This is a genomic window from Enterococcus mundtii, from assembly GCF_003957375.1.
GTDB lineage: Bacteria > Bacillota > Bacilli > Lactobacillales > Enterococcaceae > Enterococcus_B > Enterococcus_B spodopteracolus.
Genome location: NZ_CP025473.1, coordinates 599,825 through 614,298, shown reverse-complemented (window position 1 = coordinate 614,298; position 14,474 = coordinate 599,825). Strand labels below are relative to the sequence as shown.

The 14,474-nt window shown below is 38.1% G+C and carries 16 protein-coding genes; 4 read left to right on the top strand and 12 right to left on the bottom strand.

Going from position 1 to position 14,474, the window contains the following annotated elements:
• Positions 1-5: 5 nt before the first annotated feature.
• Positions 6-860 (bottom strand): hypothetical protein, encoded by an 855-nt coding sequence (locus tag CYK55_RS03200; protein ID WP_034688944.1) that lies wholly within the window; start codon positions 858-860, stop codon positions 6-8.
• Positions 861-1,095: 235 nt separating this feature from the next.
• On the opposite strand from CYK55_RS03200, the gene CYK55_RS03195 reads away from it, so the two are divergent.
• Positions 1,096-3,003, top strand: a complete 1,908-nt coding sequence (locus tag CYK55_RS03195; protein WP_034688945.1) for a M13 family metallopeptidase — start codon at positions 1,096-1,098, stop codon at positions 3,001-3,003.
• Positions 3,004-3,116: 113 nt separating this feature from the next.
• Here CYK55_RS03195 and CYK55_RS13690 read toward each other — a convergent pair whose 3' ends face one another.
• The 6 genes from CYK55_RS13690 to CYK55_RS03170 all read right to left on the bottom strand — a co-directional run bounded on the left by CYK55_RS13690 (position 3,117) and on the right by CYK55_RS03170 (position 6,240).
• On the bottom strand, positions 3,117-3,248 hold the full coding sequence (locus CYK55_RS13690; protein ID WP_235186340.1) for a putative holin-like toxin: 132 nt from the start codon (positions 3,246-3,248) through the stop codon (positions 3,117-3,119).
• Between the two features lie 438 nt (positions 3,249-3,686).
• Positions 3,687-3,956 (bottom strand): hypothetical protein, encoded by a 270-nt coding sequence (locus tag CYK55_RS03190; RefSeq protein ID WP_034688947.1) that lies wholly within the window; start codon positions 3,954-3,956, stop codon positions 3,687-3,689.
• Between the two features lie 149 nt (positions 3,957-4,105).
• A complete protein-coding gene (locus tag CYK55_RS03185; protein ID WP_034688948.1) occupies positions 4,106-4,657 on the bottom strand; it encodes a cysteine hydrolase family protein in 552 nt (183 codons plus the stop codon).
• Between the two features lie 12 nt (positions 4,658-4,669).
• The gene (locus tag CYK55_RS03180) at positions 4,670-5,362 is read right to left on the bottom strand and encodes a 5'-methylthioadenosine/adenosylhomocysteine nucleosidase (RefSeq protein WP_126133935.1); all 693 of its coding nucleotides are present in this window, start codon (positions 5,360-5,362) and stop codon (positions 4,670-4,672) included.
• 17 nt (positions 5,363-5,379) lie between these two features.
• A complete protein-coding gene (gene macP / locus CYK55_RS03175; protein WP_034688951.1) occupies positions 5,380-5,664 on the bottom strand; it encodes a cell wall synthase accessory phosphoprotein MacP in 285 nt (94 codons plus the stop codon).
• A 12-nt stretch (positions 5,665-5,676) separates the two neighbouring features.
• Positions 5,677-6,240, bottom strand: coding sequence for an NUDIX hydrolase (locus CYK55_RS03170; RefSeq protein ID WP_034688952.1), 564 nt, complete (start codon positions 6,238-6,240; stop codon positions 5,677-5,679).
• Positions 6,241-6,457: 217 nt separating this feature from the next.
• Between CYK55_RS03170 and CYK55_RS03165 the strand changes: the two genes are divergently transcribed.
• Both CYK55_RS03165 and CYK55_RS03160 read left to right on the top strand, forming a co-directional pair.
• On the top strand, positions 6,458-7,114 hold the full coding sequence (locus tag CYK55_RS03165) for a 5-bromo-4-chloroindolyl phosphate hydrolysis family protein (protein ID WP_034688953.1): 657 nt from the start codon (positions 6,458-6,460) through the stop codon (positions 7,112-7,114).
• Positions 7,115-7,203: 89 nt separating this feature from the next.
• Positions 7,204-8,403 (top strand): toxic anion resistance protein, encoded by a 1,200-nt coding sequence (locus CYK55_RS03160; RefSeq protein ID WP_034688954.1) that lies wholly within the window; start codon positions 7,204-7,206, stop codon positions 8,401-8,403.
• A gap of 63 nt (positions 8,404-8,466) precedes the next feature.
• Here the strand turns inward: CYK55_RS03160 and CYK55_RS03155 are convergent, their stop codons facing one another.
• The 4 genes from CYK55_RS03155 to sapR form a co-directional block, all read right to left on the bottom strand.
• A complete protein-coding gene (locus CYK55_RS03155; RefSeq protein WP_034688956.1) occupies positions 8,467-9,846 on the bottom strand; it encodes an APC family permease in 1,380 nt (459 codons plus the stop codon).
• 43 nt (positions 9,847-9,889) lie between these two features.
• On the bottom strand, positions 9,890-10,756 hold the full coding sequence (locus CYK55_RS03150) for a GRP family sugar transporter (protein WP_034688957.1): 867 nt from the start codon (positions 10,754-10,756) through the stop codon (positions 9,890-9,892).
• A 331-nt stretch (positions 10,757-11,087) separates the two neighbouring features.
• The gene (sapS, locus tag CYK55_RS03145) at positions 11,088-12,113 is read right to left on the bottom strand and encodes a two-component system sensor histidine kinase SapS (RefSeq protein ID WP_034688958.1); all 1,026 of its coding nucleotides are present in this window, start codon (positions 12,111-12,113) and stop codon (positions 11,088-11,090) included.
• A gap of 17 nt (positions 12,114-12,130) precedes the next feature.
• Complete coding sequence (gene sapR, locus CYK55_RS03140; protein ID WP_010736206.1) at positions 12,131-12,805, bottom strand: two-component system response regulator SapR; 675 nt, start codon at positions 12,803-12,805, stop codon at positions 12,131-12,133.
• Between the two features lie 454 nt (positions 12,806-13,259).
• On the opposite strand from sapR, the gene CYK55_RS03135 reads away from it, so the two are divergent.
• Positions 13,260-14,093, top strand: coding sequence for a manganese catalase family protein (locus CYK55_RS03135; protein WP_126133934.1), 834 nt, complete (start codon positions 13,260-13,262; stop codon positions 14,091-14,093).
• Positions 14,094-14,139: 46 nt separating this feature from the next.
• Here CYK55_RS03135 and CYK55_RS03130 read toward each other — a convergent pair whose 3' ends face one another.
• Positions 14,140-14,346 (bottom strand): hypothetical protein, encoded by a 207-nt coding sequence (locus CYK55_RS03130; RefSeq protein ID WP_023519183.1) that lies wholly within the window; start codon positions 14,344-14,346, stop codon positions 14,140-14,142.
• Positions 14,347-14,474: the final 128 nt, after the last annotated feature.

Here is a 14,474-nt window from a genome sequence, read left to right as displayed (position 1 = left end):
AATAATCAAGGAAGTGAGACTGTTCCATTTCCCCAACTTGCAGGAATCACTTTATTTGTGTTTCCCCAATTATCATGGACTTTATAATAACGCTCACCAGAAGCTGATTCATAGTAAGCATACGCAGTGACCCAATGATTACCATAGGTACTACCTAGCAATCTTAAAATACCGATCATCACAGGTTTTCCTTCTCGAATACGCTTTGTTGCTCGTTGCCAAGAACCGACTACTGTACTTCTGGCATAAATCGGTTGCTGTTGTTTTCTAAAAAAGGCTGAGATTCCTGTACTTACTTGGATAGGTACGGTAGGCAAGCCTAAAGGTTGAATCGTTTTACGCAGTTTTTGGATCAATTCTTTCGCATCGCGGGAATCTTTTCGGCGGATATCTGAAGGAATCAGATTGGGCATACAATGATCTTGATAGTAGGCAAGTAAAACTGCTGCCGCATAGGTACCACAAAGATAACCAGATGTTGTTCGCCACTTTTTATATGTCAAGAAACGTTGTTCCGGCAAACCTACCCAGCAATCAATTAAATGAGTCGTCGGCGCTCGTTGTGTCCACTTTGCCCAAAGCTTATCGATCATCTCATCGTCAATTCCTTCTGCATTTATACTGGCTTCTTGCCAAGTATTGGATGTTGCAATGCTTGTTGAATAGGCATTTACCACTGTAACAAATTCGACTGCTTTTCCTTGAGGATCAACGATCAAATAACTCTCATTTTCAAAAATCACTGCTAAATAGTGTCCTTTTTCTTGTTTCCTTTTTAGCAGACGAAACTCACTGATTCGCTCGGTTTTTCCATTGAGCAAGACTTCTTGCCATTTCCCACTTGCTTTTTTCAGAATCAATCACCTCCTCCCTCATTATAAGGGATAGTCCTAAAAAAATAAATCAGATCGACTAGTGATTGATTGCTCTTTCTGATCAATTTTCTTGATTCAGATGTTACGTGTTTTTACTCCTCTTCCGCCTGAGAAACCGATTACACTTTTATTCCTCGGAAATAGATTTTACGTTCCATTTGTTTATTCTGCTTTTTTGTTAGATAATGGGCACACGGAACTAAAAAGGAGCGATGATTCAATGAACCAAGAACGTTTGAAACAAGATTTTTTTGAAGCAGTAAATGAAGCATGGTTAAAAACAGCAACAATTCCTGCCGATAAGCCAGCAACTGGTGGGTTTCAGGATTTAGTTGATGGCATTGATCAACTAATGATGCGAGATACAGATGAGATGTTAGCTGATCCAACAAAAGTTACATCTGATAAAATGCGTCACTTCCTTGCTTATTATCAACTAGCAAATGATTATGAATATAGAGATCAATTAGGTGCTACACCTTTACAACCAATCCTCGAAAGGATCGAGCAAGTCACTTCCTTTGACGAATTAAATCAGCAATTTCCCGAATGGACATTGGACAGCTTACCGTTGCCTGTTGTCTTAGATGTGGATGCAGATATGAAAAATGCGCAGGTCAATGCCTTTTTCGCTTCACCACCCTCTTTATTTTTACCAGATAAAACATATTATGAAGCAGAACATCCAAATGGTGCTCAATTATTGTCCGTCTTTTTTGATATGATGGTCCAACTTTTAGAAATGACAGGCCGAGAAAGAAGTCAGGCAGAAGCAATCGTCGAACAAGCGATCCAATTCGATAAATTGATTGCGCCACATGTCAAAAGCGCGGAAGAAAATGCAGATTATAGCCAAATGTACAACCCACGTGCCTTTACTGAATTTACGGCATATACAGATGCTCTCGACTTAACTACGTTGACCACTGGCTTGATCGGCACACGTCCAGACCAAGTGATCGTTACTGACCCTGTCTACTTTGAACATTTAGCTGAACTTTTGACGACTCCACATTTCCGACTACTTAAAAGCTGGATGATCGTAAAAACGGTTCGTTCACTAAGCAGTTATCTATCTGAAGATTTCCGTCAAGTCAGTGGGATCTTCTCTCGGACTTTATCAGGAACTGATGAAGCAATGCCACAAAAGAAAGCAGCTTATTACCTTGCTTCTGGACAGTTTGATCATGTGTTGGGCGATTACTACGGAAACAAGTATTTTGGCGAAGCAGCAAAAAAAGATGTTGAACAAATGGTCAAGAAAATGATCACTGTTTACCAAAAACGACTCGAAACGAATGAATGGTTAAGTGATGCGACACGTGAAAAAGCAATCGTCAAATTGAACAAATTAGGCATCCAAGTCGGTTACCCTGATAAAATCCCTGCCTTGTTCGATGCGTTCCAAACAGTTCCCGCAAATGAAGGTGGAACCTTGCTTTCAAATGCGTTGAACTTTAGTCATCTAACCCTAAAAGACCGTTTCAGTAAATGGAACAAGCCTGTTGATCGTGATGAATGGGAAATGAGTGCTGATACAGTCAATGCGTACTATCATCCATTTCGAAACGTGATCGTTTTCCCAGCTGCGATTTTACAAGCACCATTTTATAGTTTGGAACAATCTAGCTCGGCAAACTTCGGCGGAATCGGTGCAGTCATTGCCCATGAGATTTCCCATGCGTTTGACAACAACGGCGCGAAATTTGATGAATTCGGTAACTTGAATAACTGGTGGACAGAAGAAGACTTCGCTCATTTCCAAGAAAAAGCGCAAGCCATGATCGAACAGTTTGACGGTGTACCTTTTGCTGATGGCACAGTCAATGGAAAACTGACTGTTTCTGAGAACATTGCCGATGCCGGTGGATTAAGTTGCGCACTAGAAGCTGCAATGACAGAAGACGATTATTCAGCAGCCGATTTCTTCATGAACTGGGCGACAATCTGGCGTACAAAAGCGAAAAAAGAATACCAACAATTACTTTTACAAATCGATGTTCACGCACCTGCGAAACTTCGGGCGAATATCCAACCACAAAACTTAGCAGAGTTCTACGAAGCATTTAAGATTACCGAAGAAGATCCGATGTATCTAGCACCTGAAAAACGTGTGCATATTTGGTGAAAAATTTCTTTTAGGAACTATATCAAAAAATTGATAGTCAAACAACAAGTTAAAAGAGTATAGAGCAGACACACCAAATTGTTTGCTTTATACTCTTTTTTTAAAGTCATATTTCATTGTATCAACGTTTTTTCAGTAAAGAATTTTCTGTTTAGAGGGTTATTTATTTGATTTTTATAGTCAATAATCAGCAACACTAACGTCGCAAAAGCAATCATCAGTTGCATTGCTTCAAAACTTGACACTTGCCTACCCCTTCTAGGGATAAAGAGCTATGGACCATAGGCATCATCCTTTTTTCAAGAGATTAGCCACCATCTTTTCACTTCTCTACCTCAAAATTATATCATATTATTTACAGTAATTACTTCGATAAACAGTCTTTTTTCATTTTGTCTCTATACCAATCTTTGACTCTGATTCTCGAATGGTGGTTACTCCCACAATTTGACTTAACTGGCTTTCAGCAGTGTTCAGTTTTTTAAATAGAGTTCCTGCTTTTTTCCACCCACCTCTTAATAGTTGAAATGAAAACACTACTTGTCGAAAAACTTTTTTTCCGGCTTATTTCATATTTCTTTTTGATATTTTGAATTTGAATCTATGTATGATTTTATATTTTCTTTACCTATCAACTGATGCTACTCCGTACTAGCCTCTGCTCAGATATGAATTTAAAACAATTAAAATTGTAACTCTCCCAGTTTTATAGTTAAAATATATGCTAATAACAGTGAAAAAATTATAGTTTTTAGTAAGATACTTCTGGTTAAAATGCTCTCTTTAATAAAAAAATCTTCCACTCCTCCCCCATTTTTTGTTATCCAAAAAAAGCCAAGCAAAGAAAATAATGCAAAGAGCGAAAATAACCCTGAGAGATTTGGTAAATATCCTAAAAACACTAAAATTCCCATTAAACCAAAAAAACCTAAATTTGCTTTCCCTTTTCTCATACCGATTCCTTCCTTTCACGTATAAACGACTTTATGTACACTCCATTGATCAATTTGTATGTATATATTTCCCATTGTTTCAGTTAATGACCAATAGAAATAGTGGATAAAATATTCGATCGAATATTTTATCCACTACCTCACTCTTTTTATCCCTTAATGATCTCTGCACCAAGGGCTGTTTGAAAATGTTTCAATGCCCAGTCATGTCCGATTGGATCAAAGCTGGCAATTGCATCTTCGTAAATAAATAATTGATAGCCTAGGTTATAGGCATCGATTGCTGTATGCAAGACACAGATATCTGTACAAACACCTGTTAAATAAATCTCTGTAATCCCACGTTCCCGTAAACGAATGTCAAGATCTGTTCCACTGAATGCAGAATAGTGACGTTTATCGATCCAATAAACATTGGCTTGTGTTTGATGTTCCGCATAAATCTCTTGCAATGAACCATACAGATCGCGGCCTCTGGTTCCGACTATATTATGTGGTGGAAACAATTGGTTTTCCGGATGAAAAGCATCTTCGGGATCATGTGCATCGATCGCAAATACGACAAATTCTTTCTCATCAATAAACTTTTTTGTATACTTCGTTAAAGCTGGTTCAATTGCCTGACCGCTCTTTCCAGTCGTCAATTTCCCATCATCTGCCACAAAATCATAGGTGTAATCAATCGAAATCAATGCTTTCATTCGGTTCGCTCCTTATACAAGATGTTTGACAAATTCAATCACCATTTCAGCTGAACGTTTCCCTGCTTCTTCGATGAATTCGTCAAAGCTTTGTGTCGCTGAATGGTCCGCCGTATCACTCATTGCTCGCACGATCAAGAAAGGAATATTGAATTGTTGCGCCGTTTGACCGACTGCAGCCCCTTCCATCTCACAAGCAAGTGCTTCAGGGAAATTGCCAAGGATCTCTTGGACTTTGACTGGCGAATCAACAAATGTATCTCCTGTGACGATCAAGCCTTCTTTTGCATTCAAGTTGGTTGCTTCTGCGGCTCTTTTCATTTCTGAACGTAAATACGTGCTTGCTTCATAATAAAGAGGCATGCCTGGTAACTGTCCTGGCTTGTAACCGAACCCTGTAACATCTGCATCAAAATAGGCAACTTTGTCAGAGATCACTACATCCCCTATACGTAGGCCTTCACCGATGCCGCCAGCTGATCCTGTATTGATGACCATGTTTACACCGTATTGTTGAATCAATAAGCTTGTTGTGATCGATGCCAAGACTTTACCGATACCTGAACGTACAACAATGACTTCATGATTGCCTAATGAGCCTGAGATAAACAGAGCACCTGCTCTTTCCCATGATAAGGGTTCTCCTAGTTGTTCTCTTAAAATTTTTACTTCTTCTTCCATTGCTCCGATGATTCCAATTTTCATTTAGTTGTTCCTTCTTTCTATATAAATGCAACTGCCAGAAAAACGATGGCTAACAATAAAATAACGATAACCAAGCCTTTCATCAAAACAGCATTCCATTTACGTGTTTTTTCTCGTTCGCCCGCTCTTGTTTTCGTGATTGGCTTATTTTTCTTTTGTTCTTTACGATAGAAACTCGCGATCTTTTTTTCTTCTTGTTTGTACGTAGCTTCCGCTTTTCTTTGTTTTTTTAATGATGCTTGTGCTTGTGCTTGCTGTCGTTTACGGATTTCGCTACGTGTGACTAGCGGTCCTTTGACCATCAATTGATCCCTCTACTTTCCTTTGTTCATTGATTCCCAGTATTGAATCGCATAAATCGTTTTTGCATCGCAAATGACTTGATCTGACATCGCTTGTTTTGCTTCTGCTAAAGTCAACGCATAAAGTTCCAATACTTCATCCTCATCTTGTGCGAGAGGCTGTTCCACTTTTTCGATATTTACTGCATGATAGATATGCAGGAGTTCATTCGCAAATCCTGGTGACAAATACATAGAAGTCAAATGCTCTAAACGCTCTGCGCGGTATCCAGTTTCTTCTTCTAATTCTCTAGCAGCAGTGATCTCAGGCGCCTGTTTTTCTCCTGGATCAATTTTACCAGCTGGTATTTCGAGGATCACTTTTTCTAAAGGTTTGCGGAATTGTTTGACTAATAGTAGACGATCTTTTTCATCAAAAGCAATGATTCCTACACCACCGGGATGAAAGACTAATTCACGCTTCCCGATATTTCCATCTGGTAAGCGGACATCATCCACAGCGACATCAATGATCGCTCCATGATAAATTTCTTTTCGTTGGATCGTTTTCTCTTCAAACTGTTCATATTCAAGCATCTTTTCCCCTGCTTTCTTTTGTCCTATAATAACTACTTTTTTTATTTTTTTCAATTTTCTTTTTGATTTCTTACTTAGTTTACCATATCCAAACCTTAGAAATTCTATAAACTCATAAAATCCACCTTTAGTCCGATACTAATTATTAAGAAGGTTGTGCTAAAATAAAGAAGTAGATGAGCAGAGTGGACAATGAATATACACGGAGGTTTTTAGGATGATTAAAAAGAATTGGAAATGGATCGTAGGTTTACTCTTAGTGATACTGTTCTTCAGTTATAATGATGTATCGATCATATCAATGATCTTGTTAATTGGCGCAGTTTTGCTGATTTGGGGGCTTTTTGGTTTTCGTAAAAAACCTAAGGACAAAACAGCTTTACCAAATCTATCTGATAAATTAGCAGCCCATTATAGCGAAAATGGCATGACACCGAGTGAAGTCTCTTTTTTCAGAGAAACGATGAATCAAACAAAAAATGAAATCGAACAACTAGAAAAAAATATGTACGAAACGGCAAAGCTTAAAGCGATCGATCTTCGTCACGAACCTGTAAAAGCAGCAAAAGGTTTGTTCAAAGAACTCGTAAAAGAACCTACTCGATTGCATGATGCGAGTCAGTTTCTTTACACCCACTTGCCAAACCTAGTGGATTTGACAAACAAATATATTGAGATCAATGAACACGAGATCAAAAACAAACAGACCTATCAAAAACTGGAAGAAAGTACCCAGATCATTGATCAACTTGCTTCATTAGTCGCGAAAGACTATCAAGATTTCGTTTCGGAAGATTTGGAAGATATCGATGTAGAGATATCTGTTGCGAAACAAAGCTTAAAGCGTGATAATAAAGATGTACCAGAAGAATAAGCACGTTTATTTCTTGGACTCGGAACACTTAGACATCGTCTGATTGTTTCGGGTACTTTTTCTAGCTTAATCGATAAGGAGGAATTTTAATGGAAAATAATCCACATGAACCAAAAAACGAAGTAACCCCTGTAAATGATACTTTAGAAGATTTATTGAATAATCCTTTTTCGACACCCGTCGATAAATTGACTCAAACACAACAAAATGAAATTAATGCACTTCAAGAACAGCAAACTGCTGCTCGGTTGATTGATAAATTACCTGCTGAAAGACAAGAACAAGCCAAACAATTGGCTGAAAAAATTGATGTCACTGATTCTCAGTCGGTCATCAGCTACGGTTCAGCTGCTCAAACAAAATTAGGTGAGTTCTCACAGTCGATGTTGAATCACGTGCAAGCACAAGATATCGGACCAGTCGGTGATTCATTGACTGAACTGATGTACCGCCTTCAAGAAGCAAATCCAGATGAATTACGTGCAGGAGAAGGAAATATTTTCCAACGCGTATTCGGTAAAGTCAAACAATCGATTTATGAAGTCACTGCCAAATACCAAAAAATCGGTGCGCAAATCGACAAGATCTCAGTCAAATTAGACAAAGAAAAAGATGGCCTATTAAAAGACAATCTGATGTTAGAACAACTTTATCAAAAAAATAAAGATTATTTTGATGCGTTGAACATTTATATCGCTGCTGGCGAATTAAAAATGGAAGAATTGCAAACAAAGATCATTCCAGAAGCCATGCGAAAAGCAGAAGAAACAGGGGATCAAATGGATGTACAGATCGCCAATGATTATACACAGTTTCTTGATCGCCTGGACAAGCGCACTCATGATCTACGCTTAGCCAGACAGATCACGATCCAACAAGCGCCCCAGATCCGTTTGATCCAAAATACAAACCAAGCATTGGCAGAAAAGATCCAAGCATCGATTGCTACAGCCATCCCATTATGGAAAAACCAAGTGGTGATTGCGTTGACCTTGCTTCGACAAAAAGATGCAGTGACAGCACAACGACAAGTTTCTGAAACAACCAATGATTTATTGAAGAAAAACTCAGAAATGTTGAAAATCTCTGCCATCGAAACTGCTAAAGAAAATGAACGTGGCATCGTGGATATCGAAACATTGCAAACCACACAAAATGATTTGATCGAAACGATCCAAGAAACACTTCGTATCCAACAAGAAGGAAAAGAAAAACGTCGTCATGCAGAAGTCGAACTTGGCCATATGGAAGAAGACTTGAAACAAAAATTACTCGATTTAACGCAATAACAAATAGAATGAAAAAACCTTGTATCAGCAACGCTGCTTGATACAAGGTTTTTTGTTCATTTTTTATTTTTCGGTATTCATCTTACTGTGTTTGTAACCATAGCCAAAGTAAATCACTAGGCCGATCACCATCGTAATCGCGAAGACTAACCAAGTAACCGCCTGTAAACGTAACATCAAGACTAGACAAGATAAGATCGAAATGATTGGTAAAATCGGTACCAATGGCACTTTGAACTCGCCTGCTTTTGGTTTGCCAAACATTTTACGCAATTTCAGTAAGCCTAGACTAACTAACATTAGATAAGCCAATGCCATGATGTTCGTCAACTCTGCCAAAATATTTAGTGGGAAGAACCCAGCAAAGAATAGTGCAGCGATTCCAGCTGCATAAGTTGCTTTCTTCGGTGTACGATGTTTTTTGTCGATTTCTGTCATGAACTGTGGTAACAAGCCATCTTTACTTACTGCAAACAATAAGCGAGCTAATGAATACATCATTGAGATCGTTACAGTCAATAAGGTCAAAATCGCTCCAACCGCAATGATTGCTCCTACTGTTCCATGCCCTACGTAACGCATCGCAAATGCCACAGGATCATTTACACCTAATTCTGTATAAGGAACGATCCCTGTTAAAATCAATGTCACAATAATATACAACACCGTGGCGATCAAGATCGAGCCGATGATTCCTCTTGGTACATCTTTTTGAGGATTTTTTACTTCCTCCGCAGCCATCGCTACCGCATCGAATCCTAAGAATGCAAAGAAAACTAAGGCTGCACCGTCTAGTACACCTTCAAAGCCGAATGGTGTGAATGGCTGCCAATTCTCTGGTTTAACAAAAAAGATTCCTACAATAATAAATAATGCAATGATTCCAAATTTCACATAAACCATCATGTTGTTCAATCGTAACGCTTTCTTCGCTTCCAAAGAAACAACGTATGTGACGAAAATCACAACAAGCACCGCAATTAAGTCGATGTATGTACCATTGGCTGGATTATATCCACCTGTTAGTGCCGTTGGTAAGCCAAAACCAAGACTTTCAATAAACCCTTGTACATAACCGGACCAACCTGACGCAACGGATGAAACGGCCAATAAGAACTCACCGATTAATAACCATCCAGTCAACCAAGCTGCAAATTCACCGAATACGACGTATAGATACGCATATGGTCCGCCGATCACTGGTACCCGCGAAGCAAATTCTGCAAAGCTTAGACCAGATAAAATCACAACGATCGCTGCTAAAACAAATGATAATGATAGTGCCGGACCGGCATTTTGGTTTGCTGCCACTCCTGTTACGACAAATATACCTGTACCGATGATCGCGCCAATACCAAGCATGATCAAATCGGATGTTTTTAGTTCTTTCTTCATCTCACTCGTATGATTGAGACTGATTTTTTTCTTACGAAACAAATCCATTAAATTCCCTCCCCCTGATTTTTTGGTATATAAAAAAACAGCTTTACGCTGTTTTCATATACCCTAAAAGGATACCACCAAAAATAACTAAAAGGCAACCTACAATTACAAATATAAGCTCTTTTTTGGTCTTTTTCTCCCCTAAGATAAAAATACCACCTAGAGTTGAAATGATGATCCCCATTTGAGAAAGAGAGAAACCGACTGCTAGTCCTAATGACTTAACGGTCAATAGCATACATACGTTACCGATTCCCCATAACAATCCACTCGCCATATTTTTCCAAACATATTGATCAACTTTTACTTTTCGGAAAGCAAAGAAACTAGCCCCTAAGATCATACCGATACTTTGCGGTAAAATAATCGACATCGCATCTAAATTCGCCCAGTTGACGATGATCGTATAGACACCATAACCTAAAGTAGAGTAGATCAATGCTCTGAATCCTTTACCGAAATCAAGCATTTTATTATCTGTATCGACTTTTCCTTCATCATCTTGTCGAGCAGTCAAATACGCACCGCTTACAAGAAGAATCAGCGCTAAAATACCATAAACGTAATCTTTTGTTTGTGTCCATTCATGGAAAAAGACAGCGCCCGCAATCGTATTCAAAATTAATTGAAAACCAGTGGATAAAGGTAATCCTACAGATACTCCCATGAACTTCATACCATGAAATTGCCCATTTTGTCCGACACTCCACGCTAGACCAGATAAAAATCCAATCAATATGATCCATGGCGTAATCGTTGGATTAACGATGAAAAAAGCAACGAGTGAAAAAAGAAATGCACCGATCGTCATTCCTAATGTTTGTTGATTGGCATCGCCACCGATCTTTCCACTGACTAAACCAATACTTCCCCACGCGACCATTGGGACTAATGCGATTAATAATTCCATAAACATTCTCCTTCTTTTAAATGTCACATGTTATAGAACATATCAACGAAAACGTTAACAACACAAGAGTTATTTTTTATTTCTCACTTTTTTCTAACTTAACTTCATTGACGTTTTTATGAAGTTCAATCAGTCACTAATAAATCCATAAATAAAATCAACTGTTTCCTCGAAAATTCTTCTACTTTCGGGGTAACAGCTGATGGATAACTATATTTAAACTTGTTCAATCATCATTTAAGGTCAACACACTTCTCTCACAACCAAATTAGAATATGTTCAACCGGTAGTTCCTTCAGAAATACGCGTGAACCTGTCGCAATCCCATTTTTTAACGTTCTTCCTGGTAAAAACTCAAGATAGGGAAAAACAAAGACATGGTCGTCCCTTCTCCTTCAATCGAGTCAACAGTGAGAGAAATCCCTAATTTTTCCGCGAGATTTTTAGCGAGGTATAATCCTAAACCAGTAGAGTGAGTTTTGCTCAGACGGCCATTCGCTCCAGTGAAGCCTTTGTCAAAAATCCGTCCAATATCCTCTTTCGGTATACCGATGCCCGAATCTTTGACAGAAAATTTTACACCTTTTGTCGTCTTTTCGATCAATAGTTTGATCTCGCCTTCATCCGGCGTATACTTAATGGCATTACTAAGAATCTGTTTGAAAATAAAAGCCACCCATTTGGAATCAGTCAAAATCGTTTGATCTTCACCTATCACTTCATAACGTATTTTCTTTTGGATAAAATAATTGGCTTGGCTACGAATGACGGGTTGGATGATACTCTTGATCTTGTATTCTTGGATCAAATAGTCTCTTGAAAAACTATCCAAGCGCGCATAATACAATACTTGTTCCACATACTCATCGATTTTAGACAACTCATTTTCTAACAATGTATATTTTTGATCATCGATATCAAACTCGATCGATCGTACTAACAATTCTGCAGCCGCTACGGGGACTTTGATTTCATGGACCCATGAGTCGATATAATCTTTTTGATCTTGCTGGTTCGTGATGGCTTCTTGCATCACTTCCTGATGTTCACGTATCAGTTGATTGATATAATCTTCTATCAACTTCTCTTCCTCTGTATGTCCACCATCTAAATAATTTTGCAAGGGAGAATTTTTTTGTAGATTTGCCAATTTTGCCCACCATCGACGTTTACTCAAGTAACAGACAAGTAAAAAAAAGATTAAGAAAACACCTTCGATCAGTATTAAATAAGCAATCGTGGCCCAATCGACCGTAATATTAGGGGCTAACCACATCACAAAAATCGTCAATAAAATAAAAAATATCCATCCGACGATCAGCGACCATTGATCTTTCAAATACTTAAAAAAGTTCATAGTTGTCTTTCATCCTTTCAGGGAACAATATACCCCTGGCCGACTTTTGTTTCGATATAATCGGTGATCCCTGCCTGTTCGATTTTACGACGTAAGCGATTGATATTAACCGTCAGTGTATTGTCATCGACAAACCGTTCATCATCCCACAACGCACGCAACAATTTTTCACGAGTCAAAATTTTCCCGTGTTGCTTCATTAAAATAAACAACAAGCGATACTCATTCTTGCTCAAATCGATCATTTCACCATTAATCTCCATACTACCATTATCGACATTCAACGTGATTCCATTGTGGGTCATCATTTCACTCGACAACTCACCATAATTATATGAGCGACGCAATAAAGCATTGATTTTAGCAATCAAGACATCGATTTGAAACGGCTTCGTCACAAAATCGTCTGCCCCCATGTTCATCGCCATGATCATGTCCATATTCGTATTACGACTTGAAATAAAAATAATTGGGACTTTGGAAATTTCTCGTATTTTTTGGCACCAATAATATCCATCAAATACTGGTAAATTGATATCTAAAAGAACAAGTTGTGGTTCTTCTTTCTCAAAATCAGCAAAAACCTGATTGAAATCTGACGTTCCATAGGTTTCAAATTGCCATTTCTCCAACTCTTCCATAATCAGCTGACGAATGATCTCTTCATCTTCCACTACCATAATTTTAGCCATGATATACCTCCGATGTTTTTCTTGTATTAACCATATCAAAGAAGCAAACATTCTACAAGTAACAATAGGTCGTGACAAAAGCATTTTGACCTGAGCAGTAAGCTTTTGGAACACCGTTTATCAGGGGCGTGAGAAAGCCGTTCAGCTCCAAGCTGGAAGCTGGAATTAAAAACAATCGTTCTTTGATGTGACCCTCTCTTCTTTCTCGTTACTTACTTTCCGTTAACAAAAATGAGAATACAATTGGAAATCATCAATAGTTATCATTTATAAAAAAAATATTTCATTGAGCTATTCCTAATTTTTTTCTTTTAACGAAGTCATTCTCACAGAATAAAACATTGATAGATCAACGTTTAAAAAATAAATTCAATATCTAGAGCGTTTTCTTTGAATTTTTTTCCATTACATATAACAATAGTAATGTATTAAAAAATGATTAGGAGGAGATTTGATGTTTAGACACCAAAAAGAATTACAGTTTGAGGCAAAACCAGATCGTCCCAATCCATTAATCGCAAAATATTTACAAGAATTAATTGGCGGACAGTATGGTGAAATGAGTGTAGCGATGCAATATCTTTTCCAAGGTTGGAGCTGTCGTGGAGAAGAAAAATATAAAGATATGCTGATGGACATTGCAACAGAAGAACTTGGACATGTTGAAATGTTAGCGACAATGGTTGCTCGCTTACTTGAAGATGCACCTGTTGAAGATCAAGAAGAAGCAATGAAAAAAGACCCAACGATTGGTGCGATCATTTCCGGCATGAATCCTCAACACGCTATTGTAGCTGGCTTAGGACCTCGTCCTGCGGATAGCGTTGGTAATCTTTGGAGTGGTGGTTATATTGTTGCTAGTGGAAATTTACTTGCTGATTTTCGTGCAAACTTAAACGCAGAATCTCAAGGAAGACTACAAGTAGCTCGTATTTACGAAATGATCGATGATCGTGGCGTAAAAGACCTACTATCAGTTTTATTGGCTAGAGACAGTTATCATCAAAACCTTTGGGCAGCAGCTGTCAAAGAATTAGAAGAAACAGAGGGCGGTATTCTTGTTCCTACGACTTTCCCAAGAGAAGAAGAACGTAAAGATATTGCTTATGACTTCTATAACTTTTCAGAAGGTGACGAAAGTAGCAAAGGTTCTTGGGCAAAAGGTAAAGCTTTAGATGGTGAAGGGGAATATCAATGGTTGGAAGAACCTAAGATCGAAGGCAAAGCACCTAAATTAAAACCGGTAACACCTAAAATGTATGGTACACCTCCCAAAAAAAATAAATGAGACTTAAAAACTGATGCCCTATATTAATGGGCATCAGTTTTTTCTATTATTCTATCAACAATATTCCGTCTTCGACGATCTTACCAAAAAATAGGAAAATACTACTGGTAAACAACAATGTCATGTTCACACCAAAATAGATTGCAATTTTTTCCAGGTAATTTTTGATCTCTTTTATTTTAATGTACATAAATGCCAAAAAATTGACGCCGTAAACTAAAATCGTCAGGAAAATGATCATATTTGTCATCACTGGACTGCTCGCCCCTCTTTCACTATATGCTTATTCAAATTGATTGCAACTTTAGAATGATCCAGATTGTACAGACATCCTTCTAATCATTTCGTACCATTCTTGCAAGTCCAGTATCCATGGAATTT